The 14,065-nt window shown below is 74.0% G+C and carries 12 protein-coding genes; 10 read left to right on the top strand and 2 right to left on the bottom strand.

What is annotated here, in order from left to right; genetic code table 11:
- The first annotated feature begins 1 nt into the window (after window position 1).
- The 8 genes from ACIQPQ_RS24755 to ACIQPQ_RS24720 all read left to right on the top strand — a co-directional run bounded on the left by ACIQPQ_RS24755 (window position 2) and on the right by ACIQPQ_RS24720 (window position 9,260).
- A complete protein-coding gene (locus ACIQPQ_RS24755; protein WP_383775026.1) occupies window positions 2-412 on the top strand; it encodes a cell division protein SepF in 411 nt (136 codons plus the stop codon).
- 139 nt (window positions 413-551) lie between these two features.
- Entirely contained in the window at window positions 552-1,784 is a 1,233-nt protein-coding gene (locus tag ACIQPQ_RS24750; RefSeq protein ID WP_401307288.1) for an AAA family ATPase, read from the top strand.
- Entirely contained in the window at window positions 1,781-2,107 is a 327-nt protein-coding gene (locus ACIQPQ_RS24745; protein ID WP_401307285.1) for a nucleotide pyrophosphohydrolase, read from the top strand. The genes ACIQPQ_RS24750 and ACIQPQ_RS24745 overlap by 4 nt, the downstream gene beginning before the upstream one ends.
- A 181-nt stretch (window positions 2,108-2,288) precedes the next feature.
- The gene (locus ACIQPQ_RS24740; RefSeq protein ID WP_401307282.1) at window positions 2,289-2,750 is read left to right on the top strand and encodes a DUF6099 family protein; all 462 of its coding nucleotides are present in this window, start codon (window positions 2,289-2,291) and stop codon (window positions 2,748-2,750) included.
- 142 nt (window positions 2,751-2,892) lie between these two features.
- Window positions 2,893-3,816: an LLM class F420-dependent oxidoreductase gene (locus ACIQPQ_RS24735; protein WP_401307279.1), complete on the top strand. Its 924-nt coding sequence runs from the start codon at window positions 2,893-2,895 to the stop codon at window positions 3,814-3,816.
- Window positions 3,817-3,991: 175 nt separating this feature from the next.
- Window positions 3,992-4,990, top strand: a complete 999-nt coding sequence (locus ACIQPQ_RS24730) for a DUF4232 domain-containing protein (protein WP_401307278.1) — start codon at window positions 3,992-3,994, stop codon at window positions 4,988-4,990.
- Between the two features lie 134 nt (window positions 4,991-5,124).
- Window positions 5,125-6,660, top strand: coding sequence for a 3' terminal RNA ribose 2'-O-methyltransferase Hen1 (locus tag ACIQPQ_RS24725; RefSeq protein ID WP_401307275.1), 1,536 nt, complete (start codon window positions 5,125-5,127; stop codon window positions 6,658-6,660).
- The gene (locus ACIQPQ_RS24720; RefSeq protein ID WP_401307272.1) at window positions 6,657-9,260 is read left to right on the top strand and encodes a polynucleotide kinase-phosphatase; all 2,604 of its coding nucleotides are present in this window, start codon (window positions 6,657-6,659) and stop codon (window positions 9,258-9,260) included. Before ACIQPQ_RS24725 ends, ACIQPQ_RS24720 begins: the two co-directional genes overlap by 4 nt.
- A gap of 169 nt (window positions 9,261-9,429) precedes the next feature.
- On the opposite strand, the gene ACIQPQ_RS24715 is transcribed toward ACIQPQ_RS24720, so the two are convergent.
- Both ACIQPQ_RS24715 and ACIQPQ_RS24710 read right to left on the bottom strand, forming a co-directional pair.
- Window positions 9,430-10,329 carry a hypothetical protein gene (locus ACIQPQ_RS24715; RefSeq protein ID WP_401307270.1) on the bottom strand — a complete coding sequence of 300 codons (900 nt, stop codon included), beginning with the start codon at window positions 10,327-10,329 and terminating at the stop codon, window positions 9,430-9,432.
- On the bottom strand, window positions 10,326-11,429 hold the full coding sequence (locus ACIQPQ_RS24710; RefSeq protein ID WP_401307267.1) for an SPFH domain-containing protein: 1,104 nt from the start codon (window positions 11,427-11,429) through the stop codon (window positions 10,326-10,328). The genes ACIQPQ_RS24715 and ACIQPQ_RS24710 overlap by 4 nt, the downstream gene beginning before the upstream one ends.
- A 165-nt stretch (window positions 11,430-11,594) precedes the next feature.
- On the opposite strand from ACIQPQ_RS24710, the gene ACIQPQ_RS24705 reads away from it, so the two are divergent.
- A complete protein-coding gene (locus tag ACIQPQ_RS24705; protein ID WP_383774998.1) occupies window positions 11,595-12,818 on the top strand; it encodes an arginine deiminase in 1,224 nt (407 codons plus the stop codon).
- A 193-nt stretch (window positions 12,819-13,011) separates the two neighbouring features.
- Window positions 13,012-14,034 carry an ornithine carbamoyltransferase gene (gene argF, locus ACIQPQ_RS24700; RefSeq protein WP_401307264.1) on the top strand — a complete coding sequence of 341 codons (1,023 nt, stop codon included), beginning with the start codon at window positions 13,012-13,014 and terminating at the stop codon, window positions 14,032-14,034.
- The last annotated feature ends 31 nt before the right edge of the window (window positions 14,035-14,065 follow it).

The following is a 14,065-nucleotide window of genomic DNA, read 5'->3' as shown; positions in this document are numbered from 1 at the left end:
CATGGAGTGCGAGTCAGTTCAGGGGGTGCCGGTGAACCGTTACGACGTCACCGACGAACAGTGGGAAGGGCTCGCTCAGGTCGTTCCGTTGCGCGGCCGGGACGCCTGGCCGTCATCGGTCGACCACCGGTCGCTGCCGGACTCCGAGACCGAGACCCGGCGCCGTTTCGTGGTGCTGCGGGTCAACGTCTTCGGAGACGCCCGCGAGGTCGCCGAGACGATCATGGCGGGCATCCCCGTCCTGCTCGACCTGACCGGCGCGGAGGCCGACGTCGCCAAACGCGTCCTGGACTTCTCCACCGGCGTGGTCTTCGGCCTCGCCAGCGGCATGCACCGGGTCGACCGCAACGTCTTCCTGCTGACCCCGCCCGGCATCGAGGTGGGCGGTCTCATGGACGGCGCGGGGGTCTGAGCGGGCCTCGGGGACGGGAGAGGGGCGCCGCGGGCCGGGCGCGGTGAGGTGGCGTACCCGCCGGGTGGTGTCGCCCGTTCGTAGGAAGCCCGCGAGGGCGAAACGGTTCGCCCGTCGACGGGGTTCTACGGTCCGGCGTATGGCCGTGCCGACCGCGTCGACGTCCGCGTCACCCCCGACGTCCGCGCCACCCCTCCCCCCGACCCCCGCCGCCCGTACCGGACCGGGCGGCGACCCGTCCGCCGGGCCCGCGCCGGGCGCGGCCCGGCCCGTCCTCACCGAGCTGCGGCTCTCCGCGTTCGCCGGGCACCGCAACACCGTCTGCCCGCTCGGACCGGTCACCCTGTTCGCCGGGCGGAGCGGCAGCGGCAAGACGACCGCGCTGCGGGCGTACGAGGCGCTGGCCCGGCTCGCCTCCGGCGCCGGGATCGGCGACGTCTTCCCCGACCCGGCCCCGTACGTCCCCGACCGCGCCCGCCCCGACGCCCAGCGCCGCCGGGGCTTCCGCATCGGCTGCACGGCCGACGGCCCCGAGGGACCGGTCCGGCTCGACCTCGCCGTCCAGGCCGAACCGGGGCTGCGGATCGTGGGGGAGCGGCTGAGCGTGGGCGGGCTGGTCCTGCTGGAGACCGCGCTGCGCGACCCGGCCCGGCGCACGGTCCAGGCCGCCTGGCACACCGGGGGCTCCGCGCCGGTCACCCGGGCCCCGCTGCCCGACGACCGGCTCGCCACCGCCCTGCTGCCGCTGCGCGTCGCGGGCAGGACCGACGGCCAGCGCCGCGTCCTGGCCGCCGCCGAGCAGGTGCTCGTCGCCCTGCGGTCCGTCTTCGCCTGCGACCCGCGCCCCGAGCGGATGCGCGCCCCCGTGGCCACCGGCTCCGGGCGGCTCCTCGGCGGCTGCGACAACCTGGCCGACGTCCTGTGGCGCACCCGCAGCGAGTGCGCCCGGCGCCACGCCCGGCTCGTCGCCGCCGTACGCTCCGGCTGCGCGGGCCCGGTCACCGACGTACGGGCCGAACTCCTCGGCGACGGCACGGTCCGCGCCCTGCTCGACCGGGGCGGCGCCCCCGCCACCGAACTGGCCCGCCTCGGCGACGGCGAACTGCGCCACCTCGCCCTCGCCCTGGTCCTGCTCACCGGGCCGGGCGTCCTGGACGTCGATCCGCCCGGCGAGGTGCCCGACGCCCTGCGCGCCCTCACCGTGCTCGCCGACGGCTTCGACCGCTCCCTGGACCCCGCCCAGCGGCACGAACTGCTGCGGCTGGCGGTCGGGATGGGGGAGCGCGGCCACCTCCGCTGCGTGGCCGCGGTCAGCGACGGTTCGTGGGCGGCGCGGACCGCCGGAGTGACGGTGGTAGACCTGGGGGCGTGACAGAACACCTCGACGTGGCGACCCTGCAACGCAGACTGGCCGAGTTCGCGGCCGCGCGGAACTGGCAGCCCTACCACACCCCGAAGAACCTGGTCGCCGCGCTCAGCGTGGAGGCCTCCGAACTGGTCGAGATCTTCCAGTGGTTGACGCCGGAGGAGTCGGCGCGGGTGATGGCCGACCCGGACACCGCGCACCGGGTGACCGACGAGGTCGCCGACGTCCTCGCCTACCTGCTGCAACTCTGCGAGGTGCTCGGCGTCGACCCGCTCGCCGCGCTCGCCGCGAAGATCGAACGCAACGAGCGGCGGTTCCCCGCCCCTTGAGCCGCCGACCGAGACAGTGTTACTTACTCTGAGTAATCGTTCAGCCGTCCGAAACCGATTTGTTGTCCACAGATTTCCGCCTTCCTCTGGCTTTTCGTCCCACATGCCATCACTCTGGGTAGTGAATACGGGAGTTCGGGCGGACGTGCGACGAGCACGGCGTTGACAGACGGGGGCACCCATGGAAGCGGTGCGGCTCATCCTGGCGAGCAGGCGTTCGCTCGCCGACAGTGACAGCGGTGCGCGGACCCTGCGCGAGGTGTGGCAGGCACAGGCCCTGGCGCAGGCGATCGGCAGCCGCCTGGCGGTCTCCGGCCCGCCCGAACTACGCGGCGAGGCACTGGGGTTGACCGAGCTGGCGGGCCGGGGCTGCGGCGTGCTCGACACCCCGGACCTCGATCCCGGCGAACTGCTCGCCGCCCGGCTCACCGAGCTGGACGACGCCCGCGAGGCGCTGCTCGGCCTCGGCAGTCTGCTCGGCGAGGTCGGCATCGCCCTCGTCGGCCTGGCCAGCGCCTCGGCCGACCAGGGCACGTACTGGCAGTGCATGGAGGCCATCGACGCGGCGGACGAGTCCCGTGACCGGGTCCTGGAGATGCTGCGGAAACTGGCGGCGAGAGAAGGGGTGTTACGGGAGGGGTGAGCCCACCCGGCGCTCGTCCCGGCGCATGTCCCCCCGACCAGGGAACGGACCCGGCAGGTGAGAGGGCTGACGGGGGTGACGGCGGGGCGCGGCCGGGGCGGGCGCGGACGTCCCCGGCGGGGGTCTCGGGCAGGATGGAGGCATGGATCTCCGCATCTTCACCGAACCCCAGCAGGGCGCCACCTACGACACCCTCCTCACCGTCGCCAAGGCCACCGAGGACCTCGGCTTCGACGCCTTCTTCCGCTCCGACCATTACATGAAGATGGGGGACGTGGACGGCCTGCCCGGCCCCACCGACGCCTGGATCACCCTCGCCGGACTCGCCCGCGAGACCCGCCGCATCCGCCTCGGCACCCTGATGACCGCCGCCACCTTCCGCCTCCCCGGCGTCCTGGCCATCCAGGTCGCGCAGGTCGACCAGATGTCCGGCGGCCGCGTCGAACTCGGCCTCGGCGCGGGCTGGTTCGCGGAGGAGCACGAGGCGTACGGCATCCCCTTCCCGGAGGAGAAGTTCGGCCGCCTGGAGGAGCAGCTGGAGATCGTCACCGGCCTGTGGGGCACGGAGACCGGCAAGACCTACGACTTCGACGGCACCCACTACCGCCTCAAGAACTCGCCCGCGCTGCCCAAGCCCGCCCAGGCCCGCGTCCCCGTCCTGATCGGCGGCCACGGCGCCACCCGCACCCCCCGGCTCGCAGCGCGCTACGCCGACGAGTTCAACATGCCGTTCAGCTCGGTCGCCGACACCGAGCGGCAGTTCGGCCGGGTCCGGGCCGCCGCCGAGAAGGCCGGCCGCCCCGCCGACACGCTCACCTACTCCAACGCGCTCGTGGTCTGCGTCGGCCGCGACGACCAGGAAGTGGCCCGCCGGGCCGCCGCCATCGGCCGCGAGGTCGACGAGCTGAAGGAGAACGGTCTCGCGGGCAGCCCCGCCGAGGTCGTCGACAAGATCGGCCGCTACGCCGAAGTCGGTGCCACCCGCTTCTACCTCCAGGTCCTCGACCTCGACGACCTGGACCACCTGGAGCTGATCTCGGCGCAGGTCCAGTCGCAGCTGGCGTAGCTGCCGCAGCCCAGCGGCCTCCCCACCGGCCCCGGCCGGGAACCGGCGGGCCGCGCGCCCACCGGCGTTCCCTCCGGCCTCCCCGCCAGGCGACAGCCTCGTTTGTGACACCCCTGTGACCGGAACTATGGCCTCCGTCACAGGGGTTGGGGCCGGGCCCTGATGAGGTGACCGGATGCCCCGCAGATCTGCCTCCCCCCACCCGGCGCCCGCCGCCCCGACCGCCCCGCTCCCGCGCGCCGTGCGTGCCCTCCTGGTGCTGGCGGTGTCCGCCCTGCTGCTCACCGCCTGCGGGAGCGAGGGCGCCGCGCAGTCCGGCCCCGGCGGGGACCGCCCGCCGTCCCGCACGCAGGTCGACGACCCGGGCAAGGACGGCGTGCGGATCACCGCGGTGACCTTCGGCGCGGACAGCCCCTCGCCCTCCCCGACCCGCGCGTACTCCGTCACCGCCGACAGCCTGCCGCGCGAAGAGATCTCCGCCGCGTACGAGGTCACCAACGACAGCGCCGAGACGCTGACGTACACGGTCGTCATCACGTTCACCAGCGCCGACGGCGGCGCCATGGACAACCAGACCGCGACCGTGCGGGACGTCGGCCCCGGCCGGACGGTGCGCGGCACGGTCCGGGTCGGCTTCCTCCCGCCCGGCACGCCCCGGGTCACCGGCGCCAGGGTCCTGAAGGTCACCAAGGTCCCCGCGGGCGAGGCCCCCGCCGAGCCCGGCACCTGCCCCGCCTCCGGTGTCCAGGTCACCGCCGACCAAGGCGACGCGGCGATGGGGCTGCGCGTGGTGGGCCTGCACCTCCACAACTGCGGCACCCGCCCCTACACCGTCGAGGGCTACCCGCTGCTGGAACCGCTCGACGAGGACCTCCGGCCGGTCGACGGCGTCAGCGTCCTCAAGGGCACCGGAGGGATCACCACCGGCCTGGGCTCCGACGAACCGCCCCGCCAGGTCACCCTGGCGCCGGGCGAGTCCGCCACCGCCGACCTGGCCTGGCGCAACACCACCGGCGCCGGTACGGCGGTGAACGCGCCCCACGTCCGCGTCCGCGCCAAGGCCGGAGCCGACCCGGTCACCGTCACCCCGAACCTCGACCTCGGCACCACCGGCAGACTCGGCGTGAGCCCCTGGAAGCGGGTCGATCCCCAGGGCGTGAACGCCGGAGGCTGATCGGCGAGCGCGCCCCGAGCCCACGAGGCGCCGAAAATCCCGGGGCCCTCCGCCCCCGCAGTCGGTACGTTGGAGCCCGCGGGGGCGCACCACCTGCGCTTTCGCTTCCACCACACCCATTCGAGGCACCGACCGTGTTCCTGACGATCAGCACCACCGGCACCCCCGAACGCCCCGCGACCGACCTGGGCTACCTGCTGCACAAGCATCCCGACAAGGCGCAGACGTTCTCCACCTCCTACGGCACGGCGCACGTCCTCTACCCCGAGGCGGATCAAGCGCGCTGCACGGCGGCGCTGCTGCTGGAGGTCGACGCGGTGGCGCTGGTGCGGCGCGGCAAGGGCAAGGGCCGCGGCGGCGCCCCGGACGCGGCCCTCGCCCAGTACGTCAACGACCGCCCCTACGCGGCCTCCTCGCTGCTCGCGGTCGCCCTCAGCGCCGTCTTCTCCAGCGCCATGCGGGGCGTGTGCGCGGCCCGGCCCGAACTGCCCGCGCAGGCGCTGCCGTTGCGCGTCGAGGTGCCCGCGCTGCCCGCGCGCGGCGGCGCCGGACTGGTCCAGCGGCTGTTCGCGCCGCTCGGCTGGACGGTGGACGCCGAACCGGTGCCGCTGGACACGGAGTTCCCCCAGTGGGGCGACTCCCGTTACGTCCGCCTGGTGCTGGAGTCGGAGACGCTGACCGTCGCCGAGGCGCTGCGGCACCTCTACGTCCTGCTCCCCGTCCTCGACGACGCCAAGCACTACTGGGTGTCGGACGACGAGGTGGACAAGCTGCTGCGCGCCGGTGAGGGCTGGCTGCCCGACCACCCGGAGCAGCACGTGATCACCAGCCGCTACCTGTCCCGCCGCTGGTCGCTGACCCGGCAGGCGCGGGAGCGCCTGGAACTGCTGCGGCTGGCCGAGGCCGACGACACCGAGGTCGAGGAGATCGACAACGCGGTCGCGGCGGAGGCCGAGGAGGGCACCGAGGAGCGGCCCACCCCGCTGGCCGTCCAGCGCCGGGACGCGATTCTCGCCGCGCTCACCGCCTCCGGCGCGGCCCGCGTCCTCGACCTGGGCTGCGGCCAGGGCCAGTTGGTGCAGGCGCTGCTCAAGGACGTGCGGTTCACGGAGATCGTCGGCGTCGACGTGTCGATGCGGGCGCTCACCATCGCCTCCCGGCGGCTGAAGCTGGACCGCATGGGGGAGCGGCAGGCCTCCCGGGTCCGCCTGCTCCAGGGCTCCCTGGCGTACACCGACACCCGCCTCAAGGGCTACGACGCGGCCGTGCTCAGCGAGGTGATCGAGCACCTCGACCTGCCCCGGCTCCCGGCGCTGGAGTACGCGGTGTTCGGCTCGGCCCGCCCGCGCACGGTCCTCGTGACCACGCCGAACGTCGAGTACAACGTCCGCTGGGAGTCGCTGCCCGCCGGGCACGTCCGGCACGGCGACCACCGCTTCGAGTGGACCCGCGAGGAGTTCCGCACCTGGGCCGCCGACGTGGCCGAACGCCACGGCTACACCGTCGAGTTCGTCCCCGTGGGCCCCGACGACCCCGAGGTCGGCCCACCCACCCAGATGGCCGTGTTCACCCAGGCCCCCACGACACCGGACCAGAACACCTCGACGACCGGGAACACCTCGACGACCGGGAACGCCTCGACGACCGAGAAGGAGGAGAAGGCGGCATGACCGACGAACGCAACGAGCCCACCGGGACCCCCGAGTCCACCGGGACCCCCGAGTCCACCCCCGCGGCCCCGCGGCAGTCCCGTGTGCTGCCCGTCACCGACCTCTCCCTCGTCGTCCTCGTCGGCGCCTCCGGTTCGGGCAAGTCCACGTTCGCGCGGCGGAACTTCGCGCCCACCGAGATCCTCTCCTCCGACTTCTGCCGGGGGCTGGTCGCCGACGACGAGAACGACCAGAGCGCGAGCGGCGACGCCTTCGACGTCCTGCACTACATCGCGGGCAAGCGGCTCGCCGCCGGACGGCGCACCGTGGTCGACGCCACCAGCGTCCAGCAGGAGTCGCGCCGTCAGCTGATCGACCTGGCGAAGCAGCACGACGTCCTGCCCATCGCGATCGTGCTGGACGTGCCGGAGCAGGTGTGCGCCGAACGCAACGCGGCCCGCACCGACCGCGCCGACATGCCCCGCCGGGTCATCCAGCGCCACACCCGCGAACTCCGCCGCTCCCTGCGCCACCTGGAGCGCGAGGGCTTCCGCAAGGTGCACGTCCTGCGGGGCGTGGCCGACGTGGAGGACGCCACCGTCGTCACCGAGAAGCGCTACAACGACCTGACCCACCTCACCGGCCCGTTCGACATCGTCGGCGACATCCACGGCTGCGCCGCCGAACTGGAGGCGCTGCTCGGCAAGCTGGGCTACGTCGACGGCGTCCACCCGGAGGGCCGCCAGGCCGTGTTCGTCGGCGACCTGGTCGACCGGGGCCCCGACAGCCCGGCCGTGCTGCGCCGGGTGATGGGCATGGTCAAGGCGGGTCACGCGCTGTGCGTGCCCGGCAACCACGAGAACAAGTTCGGCCGCCACCTGCGCGGCCGTACGGTCCAGCACACCCACGGACTGGCCGAGACCATCGAGCAGATGGCGGGGGAGAGCGACGCGTTCCGCGCCGAGGTGCGGGAGTTCATCGACGGCCTGGTCAGTCACTACGTCCTGGACGGCGGCCGCCTGGTGGTCTGCCACGCGGGCCTGCCCGAGAAGTACCACGGCCGTACCTCCGGCCGGGTCCGCTCGCACGCCCTGTACGGCGAGACCACCGGCGAGACCGACGAGTTCGGCCTGCCGGTGCGCTACCCGTGGGCGGAGGACTACCGGGGCCGGGCGGCCGTCGTCTACGGTCACACCCCGGTCCCGGAGGCCACCTGGATCAACAACACGATTTGCCTCGACACGGGCGCCGTGTTCGGCGGCAAGCTGACGGCGCTGCGCTGGCCGGAGCGGGAACTCGTCGACGTCCCCGCCGAGCGGGTCTGGTACGAGCCGGTGAAGCCGCTGCGCGCCGAGGCGCCCGGCGGGCACGACGGGCGCCCGCTGGCGCTGACGGACGTGCAGGGCCGCCGGGCGGTGGAGACGCGGTACGCGGGGCGGGTCGCCGTCCGTGAGGAGAACGCGGCGGCGGCGCTGGAGGTCATGAGCCGTTTCGCGGTCGACCCGCGCCTGCTGCCGTACCTGCCGCCGACGATGGCGCCGACCGCGACCAGCCGGGTCGAGGGGTACCTGGAGCACCCGGCGGAGGCGTTCGCGCAGTACGCGGCGGACGGGGTCGCGCGGGTCGTGTGCGAGGAGAAGCACATGGGGTCGCGCGCCGTGGCCCTGGTGTGCCGGGACGCGGAGGCGGCCCGCCGCCGCTTCGGCACCGACGGCCCGACCGGCTCGCTCTACACCCGTACCGGCCGCCCCTTCTTCGACGACGGCGCCGTCACCGAGGAGATCCTCGACCGGCTGCGGGCGGCGGTGGACGGGGCCGGGCTCTGGGCCGAGCTGGACACCGACTGGCTGCTGCTCGACGCCGAGTTGATGCCGTGGTCGCTGAAGGCGTCCGGGCTGCTGCGCGCGCAGTACGCCGCCGTGGGCGCCGCGTCCGGCGCGGTGTTCCCGGGGGCGCTGGCCGCCCTGGAGGGGGCCGCCGCGCGGGGCGTGGAGGTCGGCGACCTGCTGGCCCGGCAGCGCGAACGGGCCGCCGACGCGGGCGCGTTCACCGACGCGTACCGCCGCTACTGCTGGACCACGGACGGCCTCGACGGTGTCCGCCTGGCACCGTTCCAGGTCCTCGCGGCCCAGGGGCGCAGCCTCGCCGCGCTGCCGCACGACGAGCAATTGGCGCTGCTGGACCGGCTGGTGGAGCACGACCCGACGGGCCTGCTCCAGACGACCCGGCGGCTGTACGTCGACACGGCCGACCCGGAGTCGGTGCGGGCGGGCGTCGACTGGTGGCTGGAGATGACCGGCCGGGGCGGCGAGGGCATGGTGGTCAAGCCGCTGGGCGGTGTCGTCCGCACCGGTGAGGGCCGCCTGGTCCAGCCCGGCGTCAAGTGCCGCGGCCGGGAGTACCTGCGGATCATCTACGGTCCCGAGTACACCCGCCCCGACCACCTGGCCCGGCTGCGCCACCGCTTCCTCAACCACAAGCGCTCGCTCGCGATCCGCGAGTACGCGCTCGGTCTGGAGGCGCTGGACCGGCTGGCCGAGGGCGAACCGCTGTGGCGGGTCCACGAGGCGGTGTTCGGCGTCCTGGCCCTGGAGTCGGAGCCGGTCGACCCCCGGCTCTGAGCCGGGAAGTCGGGAAGCCGGGAAGCCGGGGAGGCGAGGAGGAGGGGGAGACACGGCGACGTGTCTCCCCCTCCTCGCTCCCGCGCGCGGACCGCTCCGGCCCCGCACCCTCCCGGCCCGCGCCCTTGTCCGATTCCCCCCGTCCGGGCGCCCCGTCCCCCCCGTCCCGTCACCCCACCAACCGCAGCCGCTCCCCGCACACCCCCACCGACACCCGCTGCCCCCAGGTCAGTTCGACCGCGTCGCTCTCGATGCCGTCGCCGAAGGCGACCAGCCGCTCCGACTCGACGGTCAGGCTGAGCCGTCCGCCCGCCGCGAGTTCCCCCGCGACCAGCGAGGTGCCGGTGGCGGGCGACGGCCACGCCTCGCGGACGTACCACAGCAGCCGGTCCTCGGTGGGGCCCGGCAGCCGCAGGCCGCCGCCCCGCTCCTGCCACACCGAGCGGAGCCAGCCGGTGGCCCCGGTCCCGGTGCCCACCAGCACCCCGGAGGAGGCCTGGGCCTCGGCGGCACCCCCGTCGTCGCCGAGGCCCAGGCGGTACCGGGCGGTCTGGTGACCGGCCGCGCCGAGGTAGATCTCGTTCAGGGCCACCAGCCGCTGGGTGTCGTCGGCGACCGCCTCCACCATGGTCAGCTCGCTCACCCCGGTCCCGGCCGCCAGGGCGGCGGGCAGCAGCGTGGCCGCGTCGCCCGCCCGGTGCCGCACCAGCACCCCCGGATTGCGTCCGGGGTCGGAGTCCACGCCCACCACCGGCTGCCCCGCGAGGTACTTGGCGGCGTTGGCCACCAGCCCGTCCTGCCCGACCACGACCACGATGTCCTCGGGTGCGAACAGGAAGCGGTCCAAGTCGCCCCGCTCGACGCGGCTCTGACGCCAGGTCAGCGGGATCGCGGCCGTCACCTCCGCCAGGGCCCGCCGGGTGCGGTGGTGCCGTTCGGCGACCTCCTCGATGTCCCGGCCCCGCGAGGCGAGGAAGAAGGCGGCCTGGCCGTGCGTGCCGTGGTGGGCCACCAACTCCTCGTACTCCGTGGTGCGGTGGACCAGCACGGCCCGCGGGGCGAGACTCACTCCCGGTCCCCGCCGCCGAGCCGCGCCAGCAGACCGGTGAGCACGTCGGGCGAGATCGTCACGCTGTCGATGTGCGGCAGGTTCTCCGCGAGCCGGGTCCCGGTGAGGGCCTTCAGCGTGGCGACGTCGACGTCCGCGTGCACCCGCAGCCAGGCCGCCTGCGCCTGGGCGCGCGCCTCGCCGACCTCGCGCGCGGCCTCCGCCTCCGCGCGGGCCAGCCGTACGGTACGAGCCGCCTCCGCGTCGGCGAGGGTGACCGTGCGGGCCGCCTCCGCCGTCGCGAGGCGTTCCGTGCGCCGCGCCTCCGCGTCCGCGAGGGTCACCGCGCGGGTCGCCTCGGCCGCCGCCCGCACCTTGTCGGCGGACGCGTGCTCCTCCGCCTCCCGCCGGGTGTTCGTACCCCGCTGCTCGACCAACTGCTCCTCGCGCCGCGCCAGTTCGATCTGGCTGGCCAGCTCGTTCTCGGCGATCGTCCGCTCCCGCTCGACCGCCACCGCCCGCCGCTCGTACGTCGCCCGGTCGGCCTCCTGCTGGATCTGCTCACGGGCCGGGGTGCGCAGCGCCCGCTCCACCTCCGGCTCGGGCCGCAGCGCCACCACCCGCACGGCGACGATCTCGATGCCGGTGGCCGGCAGCCGGGGCTCCGCCGCGAAGCCCGCCGCGACCCGTTCGCGCACCGACGTCACCCCGTCGACCAGCGCCGCCGCCAGCGGCGTACGGGCCAGGACGTCCAGCGCGTGCTGCTGCGCGGTCTCGGTCAGCAGGGTGCCCAGCTGCTCCAGCGGGGTGCCGCGCCACACGCCGGTGTCGGGGTCGATGGAGAAGTCGAGGCGGGCGGCGGCGAGGGCCGGGTCGCTGACCCGGTAGGTCACCGTCGCCTGCACGGCCACGTCCTGGAAGTCGGCCGTCCGGGCGTGGAAGGTCATCGCCAGCTCCCGGTCGTCGACCGGCACCTCGGAGAGCGCGGCGGTCAGCGAGCGGAACCAGAAGCTGAGGCCCGGACCGTCGTGCGCCAGCTCCCCCGAGCGGTGGTGCCGGATGTGCGCGGTCGGCGCGCCCCGCAGGTGGCGCCAGCCGAAGCGCCGGGTGATGTCGGCCACGGGATTCCCCCCTCGTCCACTGTTTTTCGTCAGTGAGACGATAAGCGGAATCCCCGCTTGTCGTCAAGGGGACGACAACGGGAAGGGCGGGGCGGACGGGAACAACCGTGCGTGGAATCGGCGTAGGAGCGGGTCAACCAGGGCCGCGGTGGTCAGGATGGAGGCATGGCTTTCCATGTCGACTCCGAGGCCGGGCGGCTGCGCCGCGTCATCCTGCACCGGCCGGACCTAGAGCTCAAAAGGCTCACCCCCAGCAACAAGGACGCCCTGCTCTTCGACGACCTGCTCTGGGTGCGCCGGGCGCGCGCCGAGCACGACGGCTTCGCGGACGTCCTGCGCGACCGCGGTGTCGCCGTCCACCTCTTCGGCGACCTGCTCACCGAGGCCCTGGCGATCCCGGCGGCCCGCTCCCTCGTCCTCGACCGCGTCTTCGACGAGAAGGAGTACGGCGTCCTCGCCACCGACCACCTGCGCGCCGCTTTCGAGCACCTCCCCGCCCCCGAGCTGGCGGAGATCCTCGTCGGCGGCATGACCAAGCGGGAGTTCCTGGCCGCCCACCCCGAACCGACCTCCGTCCGCTTCCACGTCATGGAGCTGGACGACTTCCTCCTCGGCCCGCTGCCCAACCACCTCTTCACCCGCGACACCTCCGCCTGGATCTACGACGGCGTCTCCATCAACGCGATGCGCTGGCCCGCCCGGCAGCGCGAGACCGTGCACTTCGAGGCGATCTACCGCCACCACCCGCTCTTCCGCGGCGAGGACTTCCACACCTGGTCCGAGGGGCAGGCCGACTACCCGTCGACCATCGAGGGCGGCGACGTCCTCGTCATCGGCAACGGCGCGGTCCTCATCGGCATGAGCGAGCGCACCACGCCCCAGGCCGTCGAAATGCTCGCCCACAAGCTGTTCGCGGCGGGCTCGGCCCGCACCATCGTCGCCCTCGACATGCCGAAGCGGCGCGCCTTCATGCACCTCGACACCGTCATGACCATGGTCGACGGCGACACCTTCACCCAGTACGCGGGCCTCGGCATGCTCCGCTCGTACACCATCGAACCGGGCGTCGGCGAGAAGGAGCTGAAGGTCACCGACCATCCGCCGGAGCACATGCACCGCGCGATCGCCGCCGCCCTCGGCCTCGACGCGATCCGCGTCCTCACCGCCACCCAGGACGTGCACGCCGCCGAGCGCGAGCAGTGGGACGACGGCTGCAACGTCCTCGCCGTCGAACCCGGCGTCGTCATCGCCTACGAGCGCAACGCCACCACCAACACCCACCTCCGCAAGCAGGGCATCGAGGTCATAGAGATCCCCGGCAGCGAGCTGGGCCGCGGCCGAGGCGGCCCGCGCTGCATGAGCTGCCCGGTGGAACGGGGGCCCGTGTAGGCGGGGCGGGAAGAGTCCTCGGCCGCGTCCCGGCCGGGCGGACGGGGAGCGGGCGGACGAGGGGGCCGGGTGAGGCGTCGTACGGGCGTGCGAGACAGTAGGAGAACGTCTCGCATATTAATGCTGCTGTTCGTATAGACTTCCAGGCGTCCCGGTTCACCCGCCCCCTCCTCAGCCTTCCTGGAGCGCCCCCATGGCGACAGTCCCGACCTCCCTCGCCGGCCGCCCCCTGCTCAAGGAGCTGGATCTCACGGCGGCGGAGTTCCGCGGGCTGGTCGGGCTGGCCGCCGAGCTGAAGGCCGCCAAGCGGGCCGGGGCCGAGCAGCGCCGCCTGACCGGGAAGAACATCGCGCTGATCTTCGAGAAGACGTCGACCCGCACCCGCTGCGCCTTCGAGGTCGCCGCCGCCGACCAGGGCGCCGCCACCACCTACCTCGACCCCTCCGGCTCGCAGATCGGCCACAAGGAGTCCGTGAAGGACACCGCGCGCGTGCTGGGCCGGATGTACGACGCGATCCAGTACCGCGGCGACAGCCAGCGCAAGGTGGAGGAACTGGCCGCGTACGCCGGGGTGCCCGTCTACAACGGCCTCACCGACGACTGGCACCCCACCCAGATGCTCGCCGACGTCCTCACCATGACCGAGCACACCAGCAAGCCGCTCGACGAGGTGACCTTCGCCTACCTCGGCGACGCCCGCTTCAACATGGGCAACTCCTACCTCGTCACCGGCGCCCTGCTCGGCATGGACGTGCGGATCGTGGCCCCCGAGAGCTACTGGCCCGCCCCCGAGGTCGTCGCGCGGGCGCGCGAGCTGGCCGCGGCCAGCGGGGCGCGCGTCACGCTCACCGAGTCCCTCGCGGACGGGGTGCGCGGCGCCGACTTCGTCGCCACCGACGTCTGGGTCTCCATGGGGGAGCCGAAGGAGGTGTGGGACGAGCGGATCGCCGCCCTCCACCCGTACGCCGTGACCATGGATGTGCTGCGCGCCACCGGGAACCCCGACGTCCGCTTCCTGCACTGCCTCCCGGCCTTCCACGACCTCGGCACCGAGGTCGGCCGTGACATCCACGCCCGCCACGGGCTGGACTCGCTGGAGGTCACCGACGAGGTCTTCGAGTCCGGGCACTCCGTCGTCTTCGACGAGGCGGAGAACCGCCTGCACACCATCAAGGCCGTCCTCGTGGCGACCCTGGCGGCGCCCGGCACCGTCTGATCCGCGGGTGCGCGGGCGCGGGGGCCGGTGG

Origin of the sequence: Streptomyces sp. NPDC091281 (assembly GCF_044757425.1) — a bacterium.
GTDB lineage: Bacteria > Actinomycetota > Actinomycetes > Streptomycetales > Streptomycetaceae > Streptomyces.
The sequence above is the reverse complement of the archived record's forward strand: the minus strand, read 5'-3'. Positions and strand labels throughout refer to the sequence as shown.

Coding starts and splice junctions, on each gene's coding strand:
- argF (WP_401307264.1), top strand. CDS start 13,012: ATGGCGACAGTCCCGACCTCCCTCGCCGGCCGCCCCCTGCTCAAGGAG.
- ACIQPQ_RS24755 (WP_383775026.1), top strand. CDS start 2: ATGGAGTGCGAGTCAGTTCAGGGGGTGCCGGTGAACCGTTACGACGTC.
- ACIQPQ_RS24730 (WP_401307278.1), top strand. CDS start 3,992: ATGCCCCGCAGATCTGCCTCCCCCCACCCGGCGCCCGCCGCCCCGACC.
- ACIQPQ_RS24720 (WP_401307272.1), top strand. CDS start 6,657: ATGACCGACGAACGCAACGAGCCCACCGGGACCCCCGAGTCCACCGGG.
- ACIQPQ_RS24735 (WP_401307279.1), top strand. CDS start 2,893: ATGGATCTCCGCATCTTCACCGAACCCCAGCAGGGCGCCACCTACGAC.
- ACIQPQ_RS24740 (WP_401307282.1), top strand. CDS start 2,289: ATGGAAGCGGTGCGGCTCATCCTGGCGAGCAGGCGTTCGCTCGCCGAC.
- ACIQPQ_RS24705 (WP_383774998.1), top strand. CDS start 11,595: ATGGCTTTCCATGTCGACTCCGAGGCCGGGCGGCTGCGCCGCGTCATC.
- ACIQPQ_RS24750 (WP_401307288.1), top strand. CDS start 552: ATGGCCGTGCCGACCGCGTCGACGTCCGCGTCACCCCCGACGTCCGCG.